Genomic DNA, 20253 nt, shown 5'->3' on the forward strand with positions numbered 1-20253 from the left:
GCTTCTCCTTCGGTGTGGTGGTTGCGGGGTGGTTACTGGTTGCCGCAGGCGGAGACGCCGGGGGCGTCGAGCCAGGGCAGGTCGTGGCCCATCCGGTCCCGCTTGGTGCGCAGGTAGCGGAGGTTGTGCTCGCCCGCCTGGACGGGCATGGGCTCGCGTGCGGTGACCCGCAGGCCGTGCCGCAGGACGGCGTCGACCTTGTCGGGGTTGTTGGTCATCAGCCGTACGCTGCGGACGCCGAGGTCGTCCAGGATCCGCGCGCCCGCGCCGTAGTCCCGGGCGTCGGCGGGGAGCCCCAGCTCCAGGTTGGCGTCGAGGGTGTCGCTGCCGCGCTCCTGGAGTTCGTACGCGCGCAGCTTGGAGAGCAGGCCGATGCCGCGTCCCTCGTGGCCGCGGAGGTAGACGACGACGCCGCGGCCCTCCTCGGTGATGCGCCGCATGGACTCCTCCAGCTGCGGGCCGCAGTCGCAGCGCAGGGAGTGGAAGACGTCGCCGGTCAGGCACTCGGAGTGGAGCCGGGCCAGGACCTCTTCGCCCTCGCCGACGTCGCCGTGGACGAGGGCGACGTGCTCGACGCCGTCGACGGTCGAGCGGTAGCCGTAGGCGGTGAAGTCGCCGAAGGCGGTGGGCAGCCTGACCTCGGCCTCGCGGCGGACGGTGGGCTCGGCGGAGCGGCGGTAGGCGATCAGGTCCTCGATGGAGATGATCGTCAGGCCGTGCTTGCGGGCGAAGGGGATCAGCTCCGGCAGGCGCAGCATCCTGCCGTCCTCGCCGGCGATCTCCACGATGGCACCGGCGGGGCGCAGGCCCGCGAGGCGGGCGAGGTCGACGGCGGCCTCGGTGTGGCCGTTGCGGGCGAGCACGCCGCCGGAGCGGGCGCGCAGCGGGAAGATGTGGCCGGGGCGCACGAAGTCGTCGGCCGTGGCCGCGCCGCCCGCGAGGAGCTGGAGCGTGGTGGCGCGGTCGGCGGCGGAGATGCCGGTGCTCACGCCGTGCGCGGCCGAGGCGTCGACGGAGACGGTGAAGGCCGTGCTCATCGACTCGGTGTTGTTCTCGACCATCTGCGGCAGGCGCAGCCGGTCGAGTTCGTCGGCCTCCATGGGCGCGCAGATCAGGCCGCGGCACTCGCTCATCATGAAGGCGACGATCTCGGGGGTGGCCTTCTCGGCGGCGACGACGAGGTCGCCCTCGTTCTCCCGGTCCTCGTCGTCGACGACCACGACGGGGCGGCCCGCGGCGATGTCGCGGATCGCCTGCTCGACGGGGTCGAGGGAGAGGTCCGAGACGTCCTCGTCGTGGGCGGTGCTGTACCAAATGGATGCCGCGGTCATGCCGGGGCTCCTTCCATGACGGGCTGAGAGGCCGCCGCGCGGGAGCGCAGCCACCAGTCGCGCATGCCCCACAGGACGAGGGCGAGGTAGACGACGTACACGAGACCGGAGAAGGCGAGGCCGCTGCTGAAGGCGAGCGGCACACCGACCAGGTCGACGAGGAGCCAGGCGAACCAGAACTCGACGAGGCCGCGGGCCTGGGCGACCATCGCGGCGAGCGTGCCGACGAAGATGTAGGCGTCCGGCCAGGGGTTCCAGGAGAGCGAGGGCACGGCGGTGAACAGGGCGCCGACCGCGAGCGTGCCGACGGCCGTGCCGGCGAGCAGGATCCCCCGCTCCTTCCAGCTCGCGAACCGGATGGCGATGGAGCCGTCCTGCGCCTGCTGCTTGCCGCGCGTCCACTGGCGCCAGCCCCACAGCGCGACGCCGATGACGAGGAACTGCTTGCCGACGCCGCCGGACAGCTCCGCGGAGGCGTAGGCGGCGACGAGGATGACGCCGGAGAGGAACTGGGCGGGCCAGGTCCATATCGAGCGCCGCCAGCCGAGCGCGAGGGCGATGAGGCCGATGGTGTTGCCGATCATGTCGGACCACATGATGTGCTGGTCGAAGGCGGTGAAGGCCTCGGCGTTGAGCCAGTTCACTTGGTGGCCTCCTGAACCGGGGCGTCGACGGGGGCCGGTGCCTGGGCGCGGTCGCCGAGGAGGCGCTCCACGTACTTGGCGATGATGTCGACCTCGAGGTTGACCGGGTCGCCGGGCTGCTTGAGGCCGAGCGTGGTCAGCGCGAGCGTGGTGGGGATCAAGCTGATGGTGAAGTGGTCGGGGCCCGCGTCGACGACGGTGAGGCTGACGCCGTCGACGGTGATGGAGCCCTTCTCCACGACGTAGCGGGAGAGGTCGGCGGGGAGGGAGACCTTCACGATCTCCCAGTTCTCGGAGGGCTTGCGCTCCACGATCTCGCCCGTACCGTCGACGTGCCCCTGCACGATGTGTCCGCCCAGGCGCGCGCCGACCGAGGTGGGCCGCTCCAGGTTGACGCGGGAGCCGACGGTGAGCGCGCCGAGGCTCGAGCGGTTCAGGGTCTCCGCCATCACGTCGGCGGTGAACTCGTCGCCCTCGTGCTCCACGACCGTCAGGCATACGCCGTTGACCGCGATGGAGTCGCCGTGCTTGGCGCCCTCGGTGACCACGGGGCCGCGCAGGCGGAACCGGGACGCGTCGGGGAGGTTCTCGACGGCGGTGATCTCGCCCAGCTCTTCGACGATTCCGGTGAACACTTCAGTGCTCCTTCGCTACGAGGGTCGCGGTGACGCGCAGGTCGGGTCCGATGCGGACGGTCTCGCTCACGTCGAGCCGCAACGCTTCGGTGATGGTCGTGATTCCGCCGCCGGTCAGGGCGGCGGGGCCCGCGCCCAGCAGGACGGGGGCGAGGTAGGCGATGACGCGGTCGACGGCCCCGGCGGCGACGAAGGCACCGGCGAGTGTCGGGCCGCCTTCGAGGAGCACGGAACGCACCCCACGCGCGTGGAGCACCTCAAGGAGGGCCGGAATGTCCAGCCCCCGCTCCGCGCGCGGGAGCCGGACCATCTCTTCGGCCTCGTACGCGGGTGTGGCGTCGCCGGCGACGGCGATCAGTGTCGGCGCCGCGTCGTCCAGGACGCGGGCGCCGGGCGTGACGGCGGTGCCGTTCGTGTCGACGACGACCCGCAGCGGCTGGACGGCCCCCTCGATCCCGCGCACGGCGAGGTGCGGGTCGTCGGCGCGCTGGGTGCCGGAGCCGACGACGACGGCGTCGCACTCGGCGCGCAGCCGGTGGACGTCGGCGCGGGAGTCGGCGGAGGTGATCCAGCGGCTTGTGCCGTCGGCGGCGGCGATCCGGCCGTCGAGCGTGGCCGCGTACTTCCAGGTGACGTGGGGGCGGCCGAGTCGCACCGAGGTGAGCCAGGCGGCGTTCCCCTCGGCGGCCTCGGCCTCCAGGAGGCCCGCTTCGACGGAGATCCCGGCGGTGCGGAGGGTCTGCGCGCCGCCGGTCGCGGTGGGGTTCGGGTCGCCGACCGCGTAGACGACGCGGGCGACACCGGCGTCGATGAGGGCCTGGGCGCAGGGGCCGGTGCGGCCGGTGTGGTTGCAGGGCTCCAGGGTGACGAGGGCGGTGCCGCCACGCGCCTTGTCGCCCGCCGCGCGCAGGGCGTTGACCTCGGCGTGCGGGCCGCCCGCGCGCTGGTGCCAGCCTTCGCCGACGACCTCGCCGGAGGCATCGAGGATGACGCAGCCGACGACGGGGTTGGGGCTCGTGGCTCCGAGACCGAGCGCGGCCAGCGTGATGGCGCGCCGCATGGCGGCTGCTTCGGCTACGGCGGTGGCCACCGGGTCCTCCTGCCTCTTCGGGCACGGACTCCGGGGCTGTCGATGAGACGACACGTACGGGCAGCGGCACCTGGAGACGCGCCGACGCCGAAATGAGACCTGTCCCCCGGGAAAACGCATCCCAGGAACCACCCCTGACCGAGGCCAGGAACAAGCCATTACGGCGGCACGCATACGAAGATGCCCGCCCGCCGCGCACTGCCTCCCATCCGGACTTTCACCGTCGGTCCAGGAATTTCACCTGGTCAACCGGCCGCTGGAGGCGGCCGGGTCGCGGACTATAACCGCCGGTTCGGAATTACACCGACCCCGGAGTGCGCTGCTTCTGGTACGAGGCCAGTCTGCCACGCCTGATCGACGGCCATGCGGGCGATGACTGTGGGCTGGCTCACAACATTCCCTTTCAATCATTTCTTCAACATCTTGGTCCAGACCTGTTGACGCACTGGTCTAGTCCTTTTAATCTCTGCGTCACCTCCCAGGAGCCGGAGCCTGCGGTGTGCGCACACCGGGCCCCCGAACGATCCACATCTGTGCCAGCTGTGTTGTTCCGCCCGTCCGCGTACCAGCCGCCCCTGGAGGACCCCTTGCCATCCCTCGATCGCGCGAGACCCGCGCTGTTCGCGACCGGCGCCGCCGTCGCCGGACTGCTGCTCAGCATGGTCTCCACCGGCGCCTCGCACGCCGCCGACAACGCCTCCTGCCGCCCCGACGGCCTCTACCGGACGCCCGGGGTCGACGTTCCCTACTGTTCGGTCTACGACAGCGAGGGCCGCGAGAAGATGGGCGCCGACCACCAGCGGCGCGTCATCGGCTACTTCACCGGCTGGCGCACGGGCAAGAACGGCGAGCCCGCCTACCTCGCCTCCGACATCCCGTGGGAGAAGGTCACCCACGTCAACTACGCCTTCGGGCACATCGACAAGGGCAACAAGCTCTCCGTCGGCTCGGACGGCGAGAAGAACGCCGCCACCGGGATGACCTGGCCGGGCGTCGCGGGCGCCGAGATGGACCCCGCGCTCCCCTACAAGGGCCACTTCAACCTGCTCAACAAGTTCAAGAAGAAGCATCCGAACGTCAAGACGCTGATCTCCGTGGGCGGCTGGGCCGAGACCGGCGGCTACTTCGACGACGAGGGCAAGCGCGTCGGCTCCGGCGGCTTCTACTCGATGGCGACCAACGCCGACGGCTCGGTGAACCACGCGGGCATCGACACCTTCGCCGACTCCGCGGTCAGCTTCATCAAGAAGTACGGCTTCAACGGCGTCGACATCGACTACGAGTACCCGACCTCGATGAAGGACGCGGGGCACCCCGCCGACTTCCCGATCTCCAACGCCCGGCGCGGCGGCCTGGTCAAGGGCTACGCGGCGCTGATGAAGTCCCTGCGCGAGAAGCTCGACAGGGCGGGCGCGGCCGACGGCAAGCACTACATGCTCACCGTGGCGGCCCCCTCCTCCGGCTATCTGCTGCGCGGCATGGAGACCTTCCAGGTCCAGAAGTACCTGGACTACGTCAACATCATGTCGTACGACCTGCACGGCGCCTGGAACGAGTACGTCGGCCCGAACGCCTCGCTCTTCGACGACGGCAAGGACGCCGAACTGGCCGCGGCCGGCGTCTACGGCAGCCAGCAGTACGGCGGCGTCGGCTATCTGAACACCGACTGGGCGTACCACTACTTCCGCGGCTCGATGCCCGCCGGGCGCATCAACATCGGGCTTCCGTACTACACGCGCGGCCACAAGAACGTGCAGGGCGGCACCGACGGGCTGTGGGGCAAGGCGGCGGCGAGCAGCTGTCCGGCCGGTTCCGGGCTGACCAAGTGCGGTGACGGCGCGGTCGGCATCGACAACCTGTGGCACGACAAGGACGACAACGGCAAGGAGTCCCCGGCGGGCTCCAACCCGATGTGGCACGCCAAGAACCTGGAGAAGGGCATCGTCGGCGACTACGTCACCAAGTACGGCTTCTCGGCGGACACCAAGCTGACCGGCACCTACGCCCGCAAGTACAGCTCCTCGCTGGTCGCGCCGTGGCTGTGGAACGCGGAGAAGAAGGTCTTCCTGTCCACGGAGGACGAGGAGTCGGTGGCGAAGAAGGCCGACTACGTCGTCGACCGGGGCATCGGCGGCACCATGGTCTGGGAGATGGCCGGGGACTACGACTGGAACGCCGCCAAGGGCCAGTACGAGATCGGCGACACGCTCACCTCTCTGATGTACGACAAGTTCAAGACCGCCAAGCCGTACGGCGCGAAGGTCGCGAACAGGGAGATGCCGGCCAAGGCCCTCGACATCGGCGTGGAGTTCGGCGACTTCAAGCTCGGCGACTCCAACTACCCGATCACGCCCAAGCTGAAGATCACCAACAACACGAAGACGGCGCTGCCGGGCGGCACGGAGTTCCAGTTCGACTACTCCACCTCGGCGCCGGGCAACGCGTCCGACCAGTCCGGCTTCGGTACGAAGGTCATCAGCAGCGACCACACGGGCAGCAACGTGGGCGGCCTGAAGGGCGACTTCCACCGGGTCTCGCTGAAGCTGCCCGCCTGGCAGTCGCTGGCGCCCGGGGCCTCCGTGGACCTCTCCTTCAACTACTACCTGCCGGTGTCGACCCCGTCGAACTGGACGGTGAACGTCAGCGGCACGACGTACGCGCTCGCCGGTGACCTGGCGCGCGGCACCACGGTCGTCGAGCCGGGCACGGGCACGGGTCCGACCGACCCGCCCGGGCCGACGGACCCGCCGGAGCCGGGCAAGTGCACGGCGCCCGCGTGGAGTTCGTCGTCCGAGTACGGATCCGGGACGACCGTCTCCCACAAGTCGCACACCTGGAAGGCCAAGTGGTGGACGAAGGGCGAGGAGCCCGGCGCCGGTGGCCAGTGGGGCGTGTGGCAGGACCTCGGCGCCTGCTGATCCTCCCCTGCGGGCCCGGACCGGAATGGGATGTCACAATTCCGGGGGCCGCCCCCTCCTGAGCCGGGTGGGGAGCGGCCCCCGCTTCCCCGCCCGCGAAGGAGCCCTGTGATGACCACGATCCTGGTGACCGGCGGCACCGGAACTCTCGGCCGCGTCGTGACCGAGCGGCTGCGCTCGGCCGGACACGAGGTGCGGGCGCTCAGCCGCCACTCGCAGCCGTACGCGGTCGATCTGCGCGAGGGCACCGGCCTGGACGCGGCCGTCGAGGGCGTGGAGGTGGTCGTGCACTGCGCGAGCACTCCGCGCGGCGGCGACGAACAGGCGGCACGGCACCTGATCGAGGCGGCCCGGAAGGCCGGAGTCGCGCACCTGGTCTACATCTCCATCGTCGGCGTCGACCGGGTGCCGCTCGGCTACTACAAGGCGAAGCTCGCCGTGGAGCAGCTGATCGAGGAATCCGGACTCGGCTGGACCGTGCTGCGGACCACGCAATTCCACGACCTGGTCCTGAAGTTGCTCGACACGGCGGCCCGGCTTCCCGTGCTGGTGTCGCCCTCGGGCGTCAGCGACCAGCCCATCGATGTCGGCGAGGTCGCGGAGCGCCTCGCGGAGCTGGCGACCGCTCCCCCGGCCGGACGGGTCGCCGACATGGGCGGCCCCGAGGTCCGCACCTTCACCGACCTGGCCCGCGCCTACCTGCGGGCGACCGGCAGGCGGCGCCCGGTGCTTCCGGTGCGCCTCGCGGGCAAGACGTACCGCGCGCTGCGCGCGGGCGGCCACCTCACGCCCGAACAGGCCGTGGGGAAGGGCACGTTCGAGGAGTTCCTGGCGCGGCGGTGACCGAGGTGTTCCTGGCCCGGCGGTAAGCAAGGCCTGAACGCCCGAACTCAGGGGCGCGGCCCGAAGAGTTCGTCCTGGGCCGCGTCCCTGGCGGCGAGCAGCGCGCCGCGCGAGACCGCCGAGCCGCCGAGCGCGCTCGCGCGCACCTCCGTACGCAGGGGCGACATGGCGGCGATGCGCTCCGTGACGCGGTCGGCGAGCGCGGCACCGCCCGCGCGGCCCACCTCGCCGCCGAGAACGACACAGCCGGGGTCCAGGATCGCGGCCATCGCGGCGGCACCGACGGCGACGCGGTCCGCGACGGCGTCCAGGAAGGCGCCCTCCCCCGCCTCCACCGCGTGCCGCACGACATCGGCGGCGGACATGTCCGGCTTCAGCAGCCCGTGCTCCGCGCCGAGTCCGCGCAGGGCCGCGGCGCAGGCCAGCGAGTGGAAGCCGCCCTCGCAGCCGGTGGCGGAGGGCAGCCCGCCGGTGCCCGGCACCGGCAGGAAGCCGATCTCGCCCGTGCCCCCGGAGGCCCCCCTGCGCAGCGCCCCGTCGAGCACGACGGCCGCGCCCACCCCCTCACCGAGCCAGAGCAGCACGAACGTGTCCCGGTCGTGGGCGGCGCCGTCCCGCTGTTCGGCGCGGGCCGCGAGGTTGGTCTCGTTCTCCACCAGGACCCGCGCGCCGAGCCGCTCCTGGAGGGCGCCGGGGAGACGGCGGTGCCAGGCCGGCAGCGAGGTCGTGTCGTGCAGGTCGCCGGTGGCGGGGTCGATGAGGCCGGGCGCGCCGACGCCGATGGTGTGCAGCCGCTGGGCGCCGCCGTCCCGCGCGGCGCGCTCGACGAGCGTGACGGCGCGCTCCACCGCGGGCCCGGTGTCGCCGCCGACGGGCGCCGAGGCCTCGGCGAGGACCGCGCCGAGCAGATCGGTCACCACCACGGAGACGCTGTCGGTGCGTACGTCGAGCGCGGCGAGGTGCGCGCGGGCGGCGACGATGCCGTAGAGCCGGGCGTTCGGGCCGCGCCGCTGGGCACCCGCCTCGCCGACGACGGTGATGAGCCCGCAGTCCTGGAGGCGCTCGACGAGGTCGGCGACCGAGGGCCGTGAGAGTCCGGTGAGCTGCTTCAACTGGTTGGCGGTCAGGGGACCTTCGCTCTGCAGGAGGCCCAGCGCGAGCCGGTCGTTGAGGGCCCGAGCGGTACTCGGTGAGGCAGGCATGCCGCGATCCTTCCACAGAGTGCTTCTATTTATCAGGCAGGGTTCCTGATAGTTTACGTCGCCGTATCGGGGCACGCGCCGGGAGGGCGGAACGGGATGAGTGAAGTGGTCTACGACAAGGGCCGGTTGCGGCGCGCGCGGGTCGCCGTCGCGGCGGTGTTCTGTGTGCACGGCGCGGTCACCGGTTCCTTCGCGACCCGGGTGCCCTGGATCCAGGAACACGCCTCGGTCGGCGCGGGCATGCTCGGTCTCGCCCTCGCCTTCCCGGCGATCGGCGCCTCCGTCGCGATGCCGCTGGCGAGCCGGATCAGCCACCGCCTCGGCGCGCGCAACGCGCTGCGCGGGCTGCTCGCGCTGTGGACGCTCTCCCTCGTCCTGCCGTCGCTCGCCCCGAACCTGCTCACGCTCTGCCTGGCGCTCTTCGTGTACGGCGCGACCTCGGGCATGTCGGACGTGGCGATGAACGCGCTCGGCGTCGAGACCGAGAACCGGATGCGGAAGTCGATCATGTCCGGGCTGCACGGCATGTGGAGCGTCGGCGCCCTGATCGGTTCGGCCGCGGGCACGGTCGCCGCCCACCTCGGCTCCGACGCCCGGCTGCACCACGCGCTCGCCGCCGTCGCGCTGACCGCGCTCGGCCTCGCCGCCTGCCAAGGCGTACTCGACCTCCAGGCGGCGCCCGGCGACGAGGTTCCGCCGCGCTTCTCGCTGCCGCCCAAGTCGGCGCTGCTCATCGGCGCGGTCGGCTTCTGCGCGGTCTTCGCGGAGGGCGCGAGCCTGGACTGGTCGGCGGTCTATCTGCGGGACGTCCTCGACACGTCGGCCGGTGTCGCCGCCGCGTCCACCACCGGCTTCACCCTCACCATGGCGATCGCGCGGCTGGCGGGCGACGCGGTGGTCAACCGGTTCGGGGCGGTGCGCACGGTGCGCGTCGGCGGGGTGCTCGCGGCGCTCGGCGGCCTGCTCGTGGTCCTCGCCTCCCACCCGGTCATGGCCATGGGCGGCTTCGCGCTGCTCGGCCTCGGCATCGCGGTCGTGGTGCCGCTCGCCTTCGCCGCGGCGGGGCGCAGCGGCCCGAACCCCAGCCAGGCCATCGCGGGCGTCGCCACCATCACGTACACCTCGGGCCTGATCGCCCCGTCCGCGATCGGCACGCTGGCGGACGCGACGAGCCTGGTGACCTCCTTCGGCCTGGTGACGCTGCTCGCCTGCGGCCTCGCGGTCTTCGCGGGCGTGCTGCGCACGGACGGCCGCGAGGCGGCGCAGGCCGGGAGCCCCCAGCCGACCGGGAAGAAGTCGCGCTGACGCCGCACTAACATGGCGTCGATCATTTCGGGCCACGCACCACGACACCGCGGCCCGGTTCAGCGCACAGAAAGCGATACTCACCATGGATCTCGGCGTGCGCTGGAAACTGCACGGCGACGGCCGCACCCCCGCCCCCGGCGCGGTCGTCCGGCCCGATGAGCGCCTCTCGTGGCCGCGGACCTTCGGGCTCGGCGCGCAGCACGTGGTGGCCATGTTCGGGGCGTCCTTCGTGGCGCCCGTGCTGATGGGTCTCGACCCGAATCTCGCCATCATGATGTCGGGCGTGGCGACCGTCATCTTCCTGCTCGCCACGCGCGGCCGGGTGCCCAGCTATCTCGGCTGCTCGCTCTCGTTCGTGGGGGTCGCCGCCGTCATCCGGGCGCAGGGCGGCTCCAGCGCGACGGTGACCGGCGCGGTCTTCGTGGTCGGCGCCGCGCTGTTCCTGGTGGGGCTCGCGGTGCAGAAGTTCGGGGCACGGATCATCCACGCCGCGATGCCGCCGATCGTGACCGGCGCGGTCGTCATGCTGATCGGCTTCAACCTGGCGCCGGTGACCGCGTCGACGTACTGGCCGCAGGACCAGTGGACGGCCCTGCTGGTGATGCTCTTCACCGGCCTCGCCGTGGTGTGTCTGCGCGGCTTCTGGTCGCGCATCGCGATCTTCCTCGGGCTGATCTTCGGGTACGCCATCTCCTGGCTCCTCGACCAGGTCTTCGGCAAGATCCACTCCGCGGACGGCTCCGGCAAGGTCGTCGACCACTGGCGGCTCGACTTCTCCGCCGTCGGCAACGCCGACTGGATCGGTCTGCCCTCCTTCCACGCCCCGAGCTTCGAGTGGTCGGCGATCCTTGTGGCGCTGCCCGTCGTCATCGCCCTGGTCGCGGAGAACGCGGGCCACGTCAAGGCGGTCGGCGAGATGACCGGCGACAACCTCGACGACAAGCTCGGCACGGCGATCTCCGCCGACGGCGCCGCGTCCATGCTCTCCACCGCGGTCGGCGGCCCGCCCAACACGACGTACTCCGAGAACATCGGCGTGATGGCGGCCACCCGCGTCTACTCCACGGCCGCGTACTGGGCGGCGGCCGCCTTCGCGCTGCTCTTCGGCCTGTGCCCCAAGTTCGGCGCGGTCGTCGCGGCGATCCCGGGCGGCGTGCTCGGCGGCATCACCGTCATCCTGTACGGCATGATCGGCCTGCTCGGCGCGCAGATCTGGATCAACGCCAAGGTCGACCTGCGCAATCCGCTGAACCTGGTCCCGGCCGCCGCGGGCATCATCATCGGCGTCGGCGGCGTCTCGCTGAAGATCACCGACAACTTCGAGCTGAGCGGCATCGCGCTCGGCACGATCGTCGTCATCACGGGCTACCACGTGCTGCGCGCGTTCGCCCCGCCGCACCTCAAGTCCCAGGAACCGCTGCTGGATTCGGGCACGTCGACGTACGACGAGAAGGGCGAGAAGGGCAGCGACAGCGACAGCGCCCGGTAATCCGGTGGACGTGGTGCGCACCGGCTGGCTAGCGTGCGCACCATGTCAAGCCCCGAGTCCGACAGACTCCGGCCACCGGTCGTCCGGTGGCTTCCCGCGCCCTCGCACTGACGCTTCCGCCGCTTTCGCGCGGCCGTCACGCGCGCCGTCGGCGCTCTCGCAGAGCCCCCGGATCACCGCTCCCGTGTCCTGATCGTTTCGATCCACACCGTGGTTGCGGAGTTTCGCTGTGCCCTTTGCCCTCTACCTCCTCGGACTCGCCGTCTTCGCGCAAGGCACCTCCGAGTTCATGCTCTCCGGCCTGGTGCCGGACATCGCCCGGGACCTGGACGTCTCCATCCCGTCCGCGGGCCATCTGACCTCGGCGTTCGCCGTGGGAATGGTCGTCGGCGCGCCGCTGATGGCCCTCGTGAGCCGGCGCTTCTCGCGCCGGAGCGCGCTGCTGGTCTTCCTGGTCGCCTTCCTGCTGGTCCACCTCGTCGGCGCGCTCACCACGAGCTTCGCCGTGCTGCTCGCCACGCGCGTCGTGGGCGCCCTCGCCAACGCCGGGTTCCTCGCGGTCGCCCTGGTGACCGCCGCGAGCATGGTCGAGCCGAACGCCAAGGGGCGCGCCACGTCGACGCTGCTCGGCGGCGTGACCCTCGCCTGTGTCGCGGGGGTGCCCGCGGGCGCGCTGCTCGGCGAGGTGTGGGGCTGGCGCTCGGCGTTCTGGGCCGTGGCCCTGCTCTCCGCGCCCGCCGTCCTCGCCCTCGCGCGGGCCGTACCGGCCGGGGCGCCGGACGCCGCTGGAACGGACCTCGCCGGACCGGGCGCGCTCGGTGAACTGCGTGCGCTGCGCGGTCCCCGGCTCCTGCTGACCCTGCTGCTCGGGGCGCTGGTGAACGGCGCGACCTTCTGTACGTTCACCTACCTCGCGCCCCTGGTCACCGAGGTCACCGGGCTCGGCCCGGGCCGGGTGCCGGTGGTGCTCGCGCTCTTCGGCATCGGCTCGTTCGTCGGCGTCAGCGTGGGCGGGCGCCTCTCGGACGGGCGGCCCGTGCCGCTCCTGGTCTGCGGCACGCTCGCGTTGCTGGCCGGCTGGGTCCTCCTCGCGGTGACCGCCGCGCACCCGGTGGCCGCGGTCGTCCTGGTCCTGGTCCAGGGCGCGCTGTCCTTCGGCGTCGGCTCCACGCTGATCTCGCAGGCCCTCTACGCGGCGACCGACGCGCCCCGCCTGGCGGGCGGCTTCGCCACGGCCGCCTTCAACGTGGGCGGCGCGTTCGGCCCCTGGGCCGGTGGCCTCGCGATCTCCGCGGGGCTCGGCTACCGCTCGCCGCTGTGGGTCAGCGCGCTGCTCGTGGCGCTGGCCCTGGCCGTCGGCGGCACGGCGCTCGTCCCGCGGCGCGGGCGGCGCGCGGCCGGGTCCCTCGTTTCGGGGAAGCTGCCGGTGCGCTGACACCCCCGCCGGGCCGGTGCTGGGATCCTGCCCCCATGGCGCAGTTGGAGCGGTTCGCAGAGAGCGGGGCCTCGCGGCGCGGGGTCGACGGCGTGGTGGCACGGATGCGCGCGCTCGGCGACGACTGGCCGCCGCGCGACGGGGTGGCCGTCTTCAACCGGGTCTACCTCTCGGTCACCGAGGAGGTCCACCGAAGCATCGGCCTCGGCGCCTTCGCCGACACCCGCGCCGCGGCCACGCTGGGCGTACGGTTCGCCGAGCGCTATCTGGCGGCCGTCGACGCGGCGGCCGAAGGGCATCGGCCGCCCGCCTGCTGGCGCCCGCTCTTCCAGTACCGCCGCCATCCCGGCGTACACCCGCTGCAGTTCGCCCTCGCGGGCATCAACGCGCACATCGGCCACGATCTGGCGCTCGCCCTCGTGGACGCCTGCCGTACGCTCGGCTGCGAACCGGCCGAGCTGGAGGACGAGTTCGACCGCGTGGGCGACATCCTCGTATCGCTGGAGGAGCGCATCCGCGAGGAGCTGATGCCCGGCCCCGACCTCCTCCAGATCGGCGACCCGCTGACGCATCTGGCGGGTTCCTGGAGCCTGGAGCGGGCCCGCGACGGCGCGTGGGCGGCGGCCCGCACCCTGTGGGCCCTGCGCGAACTCCCCGGCGTGGCCGGGGAGTTCGGGGAGCGTCTCGACGGGGCGGTGGGACTGGTGAGCCGGATCCTGCTCACCCCGCTCCCGGACTGAGCGCGGCGCCCGGCGACTAGTCCTCCGGCAGCTCGACCGGCGCGATCTCGTCGTACACGTCGCCCGGACCGGGGTTCGTGGTGTCCGAGGAGCCGCCGAAGTGGTGCATCACGCCCCACACCGCGTTCAGCGCGGTCTGGATCGCGCCCTCGGCCCAGCCCGCCGTCCAGGAGATGTCGTCGCCCGCGAGGAAGATGCCCCGCTTGTCCTCGGGCAGGCGGTCCTGCATGAAGTGGGTGAACAGACGCCGCTGGTAGCGGTAGTGGCCCGGCAGGTTCGCCTTGAAGGCGCCCATGAAGTAGGGCTCGTTCTCCCACGAGACGGTCACCGGGTTGCCGATGATGTGGCTGCGGATGTCGACCTTGGGGTAGATCTCGCCGAGCGACTTGAGCATGACCTCCATGCGCTCGTTCGCCGACAGGGGCAGCCACTTCAGGCTGTCGTCGCACCAGGTGTAGGAGAGGCAGATGACGGCGGGCTTGTCCGGACCGTCGTCGAGCAGGTAGGTGCCGCGCGTCATGCGGTCGGTGAGCGTCATCGACATGACGTCACGCCCGGTCTCCTCGTCCTTGTCCAGCCAGAACGGCCGGTCGACGGGCACGAAGAGCTTCGAGCTCTCCATGTAGTGGGTGCGCTCCATCGCCGTCCAGTGGTCGATGGGGAAGAGCGAGTCGTCGCACTCGATCTTGGAGAGCAGCATCCACGACTGGGCGGTGAAGATCGCCGCCTGGTAGGTGCGGATGTCACCGGAGGCGTCGGTGACGGTGACACGGTTGCCCGCGGTGCGGGTCAGGCGGGTCACGGCGGGCTTGGGCTCGCCGCCCTCGTGCAGCGACTTCAGGGACGTACCGAGTTCCCAGTGCACGATCTTCCGCGGCTCGCGCGCCCACAGGCGCAGGGGCAGCTGCTGGCTGCCGCCGACGATGCCGCGGTGATGGTCGTCGGCCTCGGTGTAGACGACGCGCAGGATCTCCAGGATGGAGTTCGGGAAGTCGGTGTCCCAGCCGCCGGTGCCGAAGCCGACCTGGCCGAAGATCTCGCGGTGCCGGAAGGACTTGAAGGCCTCGGACTCGCAGAGGAAGCCGTAGAAGGTCTGGTTGTCGAGCTTCTCGACGAGCTTGGCCCAGATCTCCCGGATCCTCGGCACGTCCCGCTCGCGCAGCGCGCGGTTCATGTCGGAGAAGTCCGCACCCTCCTCCAGGCAGTCGGCCCACGCCTTGGCCACGTCGCGGTAGACCTGGGGCAGGTCCTCGACGGTCTCGGCGTAGTGCGACTCGCCCTTGAGGTCCACGACCGTCGACGGCGTCGACTCGGCGAGCGGGTTCGGGAACGCCCGCGTCTTCAGGCCCACCAGGTCGATGTAGTGCTGGAGCGCCGTCGAGGAGGGCGGGAAGCGCATCGCGCCCATCTCGGCGGTCAGATCGCCGTCACAGCCCTCGAACCCGACGGTGCGCAGGCGTCCGCCGATCTGGTCGGCCTCGTAGACGACGGGCTTGAGGCCCATCTTCATCAGCTCGTACGCGGCGACGATGCCGGACAGGCCGCCGCCGATGACGGCGACCTCGGTGCCGTGCTCGGTCGCGGGTATCTGGCCGAGGCCCGCGGGGTGCGCGAGGTAGTCGTCGTACGCGTAGGGGAAGTCCGGACCGAACATGGTGATCGGCGGCTGGGCGTCGGTGTGCTGAATGGCGGTGGGCACCGTGGACGTCATGGGGTACGGACTCCTTGCACGGAACTGAAAAGTCAGGTGAGGGGGTGGCTCAGACGAGGGACGCGTACAGGCCGGGGCGGCGGTCGCGCAGGTAGGGGTTGGTCTCGCGGGACGCGCTCAGGAACTCCGGGTCGACGTCGCCGACGACCAGCTCGGTGCCGCGGCCCGCGCGGGCGCGCGCCACACCGTCGGGACCGACCAGCGTGGAGAGCCCGACGAACTCGAACTCCCCTTCGGGGCCGACCCGGTTGACGTACGCGACGTACATCTGGTTCTCGAAGGCCCGCACCGGCACCACGGACTCGGCGACGAACTGGAAGGGGTGCATCTGCGCGGTGGGGACGATCAGCAGGTCGGTGCCGGCGAGGGCGTGCGCGCGGACGTTCTCCGGGAACTCGACGTCGTAGCAGATCATGAGGCCGATACGTACGCCGCCCAGCTCCACCTGGACGACGGACTGCTCGCCCGGGGTGAAGGCGTCGCGCTCGAAGCAGCCGAAGAGGTGGGTCTTGCGGTAGTTCGCGAGGCGGGCCCCCTCGGGGCCGATCAGCTGCACGGAGTTGTAGACCACCTCGCCCTCGCGCTCGGGGTAGCCGTAGGCGACGCCGATCTTGTGGCGGGCGGCGATCTCGGCGACGGCCTTCGCGGACGCCCCGTCCGCGGGCTCGGCCAGGCGGGCCACGTCGTCACCTATGGCGTACCCGGTGAGGAACAGCTCGGCCGCGACGAGCAGCCCCGCTCCCTGGGCGGCGGCACGCCCCGCCGCCTCGTCGAGCGCCGCGAGGTTCTCGGCGACGGATCCGAGCTGCCCGGAACTCTGGAGCAGGGCGGTGCGCAGCGCAGGCATGGCAGATCCTCAAGGCGTACGAAGGGTTTGGTGGGGTCCGTTAGACGGTACGGTCGGCGGCCACACGGGTACAAGACGCGACCGTTGCGGGCAGCCGCACGATCTGTTGCGCGTACGAAGCCCGGATCGACGATTCGTTGCGCGCGAGGGAGGCGTCCCGTCAGGGGCGCGGGGAACTGCGCGACCAGCCAGAGCACACCCGCAGCGAACGACTACGCAGGCGACCCGGAAGAGAACCGCCGCATAAGGGGCGAAAGGACCAGAACGGACTTCGTCCGTTCCACGAACGGCTCCCCCGCGATCCGCTCAAGCACCCGCTCGAAATGCCGCATGTCCGCGGCGAAGATCTGAACGATCGCGTCCGCGTCCCCCGTGACGGTGGACGCGGACGCGACTTCCGGATACCGCTCAAGCCCCCGCTTGATCGCCTCCGGCGAGGTATTGCGGCGACAGTAGATCTCGATGAACCCCTCGGTCTCCCAGCCGAGGGCCGCGGGGTCCACCCGTACGGTGAACCCCGTGATGGCACCCGTCGCCCGCAGCCGGTCCACGCGCCGCTTCACGGCGGGCGCGGAGAGCCCGACCAGCTGGCCGATGTCGGCGTAGGAGCGGCGGGCGTCCTCGGCGAGGGCGTGCACAATGCGTTCGTCGAGATCGTTCAGTCGCACGGGGGGTGGATCACTTCTCTGCTGTGGCCAATCGGGAGCGGCTCACGCCGTACAGGAAGTAGAACACGAGCCCGACGGCCATCCAGACACCGAACACGGTCCAGGTCACGGAGTCGAGGCTGAACATGTTGTACGCGCAGAAGCCGAAGCCGAGCACCGGGAAGAGCCAGCCGAGCGGCACCCGGAAGGTGCGCGGCATGTCCGGACGCGTCCGGCGCAGCACGATGACGGCGATGTTGACCAGGCCGAACGCGAAGAGCGTACCGATGCTGGTGGCGTCGACGAGCTTGCCGAGCGGGACGACCGAGGCGAGCGCGCCGCAGAAGAGCGACACGATGACGGTGTTCACCCGGGGCGTGCCGGTCTTCTTGCTGACCCGGCCGAACACCTTGGGGACGAGACCGTCGCGGGACATGGCGAACAGGACGCGCGTCTGGCCGTACAGCACGGTGAGCACGACGCTCGCGATGGAGATGACGGCACCGGCGGCGAGCAGCGTGCCCCAGAAGGACTGACCGCTGACGTCGTTCATGATCGCGGCGAGCGTGGCCTCGGAGCCCTCGAAGTCCTTCCAGTTCCAGGCGCCGACGGCGACCGCGGCGACCAGGACGTAGAGCGCCGTGACGATGATCAGCGACAGCATGATGGCGCGGGGCAGGTCGCGCTGCGGGTTCTTGGCCTCCTCACCGGCGGTGGAGGCGGCGTCGAAGCCGATGTAGGAGAAGAAGAGGCTCGCGGCGGCCGCGCTGACGCCGGCGGTGCCGAGCGGCATGAAGTCGGCGTAGTTGCCGGACTTGAAGCCCATGAAGCCGATGGTGCAGAAGAGCACGAGCGCGGCGATCTTCACGATGACCATGATCGTGTTGGCGGTCGCCGACTCCTTGGCGCCGCCGAGCAGGAAGACCATGGCGAGCAGCACGACGATCAGGCCGGGCAGGTTGATGATCGCGCCGTCGACCTCGCCGGGCGCCGCGGAGAGCGCGTCGGGGATGGTGACGCCGATCGTCCCGTCGAGCAGTTCGTTGAGGTACTCACCCCAGCCGACGGCGACCGCAGCCACGGACACGCCGTACTCCAGGACCAGGCACCAGCCGCAGACCCAGGCGATGAGTTCACCCATCGTTGCGTACGCGTACGAGTACGAGGAGCCCGCGACCGGTATGGAACCGGCCAGCTCCGCATAGGAGAGGGCGGAGAAGAGGGCGGTGAGGCCGGCGATCACGAAGGAGATCGTGACGGCGGGCCCGGCCTTGGGGACGCTCTCGCCGAGGACGACGAAGATGCCGGTGCCGAGCGTGGCACCGATGCTGATCATGGTCAGCTGCCACATGCCGAGGGAGCGGCGGAGCGAGCCACCCTCGCCCTGGCCACCCTCCGCGACCAGGGCTTCGACCGGCTTACGGCGCATGAGACGGCGGCCGAGGCCAGGGGCGCCCGGGGGGCTGGGGCGGTTCTGCGGGGGTGCGCCTTGGTCGAGCACGCGCTGGCTCCTTCATCGCTGCCGGTCAGGGCGGCGGGGACCCGTGGCACCCGTGTTTGAAGACGGGAGCCACCGAGCAGGCAGTCCCCGCCACACCACGTACAGCGCCTGACTCTAAGGTCCATGCCTTCCCGACCGTAATGCAGCAACCTTGCGCACCAGCGGTGGATCATTGCGCACTTCCGCCCCACGCGTCGGTTCGTTGCGCGGTCCGTTTCGTCCGTTGCGTTCCGGGTGTCGCCGGGCACGGCAAAGGCCCCCGCGGAGGTGTCCGCGGGGGCCTTCCAAAGCAGGGGGCGACTAGCTCCAGCTGGCGTGCAGCGGCTTGCCCTCCGCGTAGCCCGCCGCGCTCTGGACGCCGACCGTGGCCTTCTCGGCGAACTCCTCCAGGGAGGCCGCGCCCGCGTACGTGCAGGAGGAGCGGACGCCCGCGATGATCGAGTCGATCAGGTCCTCGACGCCCGGACGGCTCGGGTCGAGGAACATGCGGGAGGTGGAGATGCCCTCCTCGAAGAGCGCCTTGCGCGCACGGTCGTACGCCGACTCCTCGCTGGTGCGGTTGCGCACGGCGCGGGCCGAGGCCATGCCGAACGACTCCTTGTAGGCACGGCCCTGGGCGTCGTGCTGGAGGTCGCCCGGGGACTCGTAGGTGCCCGCGAACCAGGAGCCGATCATGACGTTCGAGGCACCGGCGGCGAGCGCCATGGCGACGTCGCGCGGGTGGCGGACACCGCCGTCGGCCCAGACGTGCTTGCCGAACTTCTTGGCCTCGGCGGCGCATTCGAGCACCGCGGAGAACTGCGGGCGGCCGACGCCGGTCATCATGCGCGTGGTGCACATGGCGCCGGGGCCCACGCCGACCTTGATGATGTCGGCGCCGGCCTCGATCAGGTCGCGCACACCCTCGGCGGCGACGATGTTGCCCGCGACGATCGGGACCTGCGGGTCGAGCGCGCGCACGGCCTTGACCGCGGCGATCATCGACTCCTGGTGGCCGTGGGCGGTGTCCACGACGAGCGTGTCGACGCCCGCGTCGAGGAGCTGCTTGGCCTTGCCCGCCACGTCGCCGTTGATGCCGACGGCGGCGGCGATGCGCAGGCCGCCGTTGGCGTCCACGGCCGGGGTGTAGAGGGTCGCGCGCAGGGCGCCCGTGCGGGTCAGGATGCCGGCGAGGCGGCCGTCCTTGTCCACGGCGGGGGCGTACCGCCGGTTGGCGTGGTCCAGCTTGTTGAACGCGTCGCGCGGGTCGATGTCGGCGTCCAGGAGGAGCAGGTCCTTGGACATGACCTCGGAGAGCTGCGTGAAGCGGTCCACACCGGTCAGGTCGGTGTCGGTGACGACGCCCACGGGCTTCTGGTCGGCGTCGACGACCACGCCCGCGTTGTGCGCGCGCTTGGGCAGCAGGGCGAGCGCGTCCGCGACGGTCTGCGAGGGGGCCAGGACGATCGGGGTGTCCAGGACGTGGTGGCGCGTCTTGACCCAGGAGACGACCTCGGTGACGACCTCGATCGGGATGTCCTGGGGGATGACCACCAGGCCGCCGCGGCGGGCGACGGTCTCGGCCATGCGGCGCCCGGCGATGGCGGTCATGTTGGCGACGACCAGCGGGATCGTCGTGCCCGTGCCGTCGGGCGAGGCGAGGTCGACAGCCTGGCGGGAACCGACGGCGGAGCGCCTCGGGACCATGAAGACGTCGTCGTACGTCAGGTCGTACGCAGGCTGGATGTCATTGAGGAAGCGCACGTGCTGCTCATCCCAGTCGATCAGAGGTGGCCCCCGGACAGTTAGGCCGAGGGAAAAGCACGTACTTCATTCTCCCATGCCGCAGGCCGTGCGCCTCCTGGGACGATCACCCAGGCAGCCCGGGACCCCACTGGTCGAATCATCCAAAGGGCAGCGCCCCGAAGGGGCG

At 71.3% G+C, this 20253-nt stretch carries 16 protein-coding genes and 1 riboswitch; of the genes, 6 read left to right on the forward strand and 10 right to left on the reverse strand.

Annotated elements, in window-relative coordinates; all coding sequences use genetic code 11:
• Window positions 1–32: 32 nt before the first annotated feature.
• Genes DMA15_RS05500 through ribD form a run of 4 tightly spaced genes read right to left on the reverse strand, consistent with a single transcriptional unit; the run spans window position 33 to window position 3670 of the window.
• Complete coding sequence (locus DMA15_RS05500) at window positions 33–1331, reverse strand: bifunctional 3,4-dihydroxy-2-butanone-4-phosphate synthase/GTP cyclohydrolase II (RefSeq protein ID WP_125511528.1); 1299 nt, start codon at window positions 1329–1331, stop codon at window positions 33–35.
• On the reverse strand, window positions 1328–1927 hold the full coding sequence (locus DMA15_RS05505; RefSeq protein ID WP_125517329.1) for a nicotinamide mononucleotide transporter family protein: 600 nt from the start codon (window positions 1925–1927) through the stop codon (window positions 1328–1330). The genes DMA15_RS05500 and DMA15_RS05505 overlap by 4 nt, the downstream gene beginning before the upstream one ends.
• Window positions 1928–1971: 44 nt before the next feature.
• On the reverse strand, window positions 1972–2610 hold the full coding sequence (locus DMA15_RS05510) for a riboflavin synthase (RefSeq protein ID WP_125511529.1): 639 nt from the start codon (window positions 2608–2610) through the stop codon (window positions 1972–1974).
• A 1-nt stretch (window position 2611) separates the two neighbouring features.
• Window positions 2612–3670 carry a bifunctional diaminohydroxyphosphoribosylaminopyrimidine deaminase/5-amino-6-(5-phosphoribosylamino)uracil reductase RibD gene (gene ribD, locus DMA15_RS05515; protein ID WP_125517331.1) on the reverse strand — a complete coding sequence of 353 codons (1059 nt, stop codon included), beginning with the start codon at window positions 3668–3670 and terminating at the stop codon, window positions 2612–2614.
• A gap of 221 nt (window positions 3671–3891) precedes the next feature.
• A riboswitch (FMN riboswitch) is annotated at window positions 3892–4022 on the reverse strand.
• Between the two features lie 265 nt (window positions 4023–4287).
• On the opposite strand from ribD, the gene DMA15_RS05520 reads away from it, so the two are divergent.
• Together DMA15_RS05520 and DMA15_RS05525 are read left to right on the forward strand one after the other, a co-directional pair.
• Window positions 4288–6618 (forward strand): chitinase C-terminal domain-containing protein, encoded by a 2331-nt coding sequence (locus tag DMA15_RS05520; RefSeq protein ID WP_206302662.1) that lies wholly within the window; start codon window positions 4288–4290, stop codon window positions 6616–6618.
• 111 nt (window positions 6619–6729) lie between these two features.
• Window positions 6730–7461, forward strand: coding sequence for an NAD(P)H-binding protein (locus DMA15_RS05525; RefSeq protein WP_125511530.1), 732 nt, complete (start codon window positions 6730–6732; stop codon window positions 7459–7461).
• Between the two features lie 47 nt (window positions 7462–7508).
• Here DMA15_RS05525 and DMA15_RS05530 read toward each other — a convergent pair whose 3' ends face one another.
• The gene (locus DMA15_RS05530; protein ID WP_125511531.1) at window positions 7509–8663 is read right to left on the reverse strand and encodes an ROK family transcriptional regulator; all 1155 of its coding nucleotides are present in this window, start codon (window positions 8661–8663) and stop codon (window positions 7509–7511) included.
• A 96-nt stretch (window positions 8664–8759) separates the two neighbouring features.
• Between DMA15_RS05530 and DMA15_RS05535 the strand changes: the two genes are divergently transcribed.
• The 4 genes from DMA15_RS05535 to DMA15_RS05550 all read left to right on the forward strand — a co-directional run bounded on the left by DMA15_RS05535 (window position 8760) and on the right by DMA15_RS05550 (window position 13635).
• Window positions 8760–9968, forward strand: a complete 1209-nt coding sequence (locus tag DMA15_RS05535) for an MFS transporter (protein WP_125511532.1) — start codon at window positions 8760–8762, stop codon at window positions 9966–9968.
• An 85-nt stretch (window positions 9969–10053) separates the two neighbouring features.
• Window positions 10054–11460, forward strand: coding sequence for a solute carrier family 23 protein (locus tag DMA15_RS05540; protein ID WP_125511533.1), 1407 nt, complete (start codon window positions 10054–10056; stop codon window positions 11458–11460).
• 229 nt (window positions 11461–11689) lie between these two features.
• Complete coding sequence (locus tag DMA15_RS05545) at window positions 11690–12895, forward strand: Cmx/CmrA family chloramphenicol efflux MFS transporter (RefSeq protein ID WP_125511534.1); 1206 nt, start codon at window positions 11690–11692, stop codon at window positions 12893–12895.
• A gap of 35 nt (window positions 12896–12930) precedes the next feature.
• Complete coding sequence (locus DMA15_RS05550; protein WP_125511535.1) at window positions 12931–13635, forward strand: DUF5995 family protein; 705 nt, start codon at window positions 12931–12933, stop codon at window positions 13633–13635.
• Between the two features lie 16 nt (window positions 13636–13651).
• Here the strand turns inward: DMA15_RS05550 and DMA15_RS05555 are convergent, their stop codons facing one another.
• The 5 genes from DMA15_RS05555 to DMA15_RS05575 form a co-directional block, all read right to left on the reverse strand.
• Window positions 13652–15346 (reverse strand): NAD(P)/FAD-dependent oxidoreductase, encoded by a 1695-nt coding sequence (locus DMA15_RS05555; RefSeq protein WP_125511536.1) that lies wholly within the window; start codon window positions 15344–15346, stop codon window positions 13652–13654.
• Between the two features lie 49 nt (window positions 15347–15395).
• Window positions 15396–16193: a carbon-nitrogen hydrolase family protein gene (locus tag DMA15_RS05560; RefSeq protein WP_206302663.1), complete on the reverse strand. Its 798-nt coding sequence runs from the start codon at window positions 16191–16193 to the stop codon at window positions 15396–15398.
• Window positions 16194–16405: 212 nt separating this feature from the next.
• Entirely contained in the window at window positions 16406–16861 is a 456-nt protein-coding gene (locus tag DMA15_RS05565; RefSeq protein ID WP_030787310.1) for an Lrp/AsnC family transcriptional regulator, read from the reverse strand.
• A 10-nt stretch (window positions 16862–16871) separates the two neighbouring features.
• The gene (locus tag DMA15_RS05570; RefSeq protein WP_125511537.1) at window positions 16872–18341 is read right to left on the reverse strand and encodes an amino acid permease; all 1470 of its coding nucleotides are present in this window, start codon (window positions 18339–18341) and stop codon (window positions 16872–16874) included.
• Window positions 18342–18641: 300 nt separating this feature from the next.
• Entirely contained in the window at window positions 18642–20084 is a 1443-nt protein-coding gene (locus DMA15_RS05575) for a GuaB1 family IMP dehydrogenase-related protein (protein ID WP_125511538.1), read from the reverse strand.
• Window positions 20085–20253: the final 169 nt, after the last annotated feature.

The sequence above is a fragment of the Streptomyces sp. WAC 01529 genome (genome assembly GCF_003945545.1).
GTDB classification, from domain to species: Bacteria; Actinomycetota; Actinomycetes; order Streptomycetales; family Streptomycetaceae; genus Streptomyces; species Streptomyces anatolicus.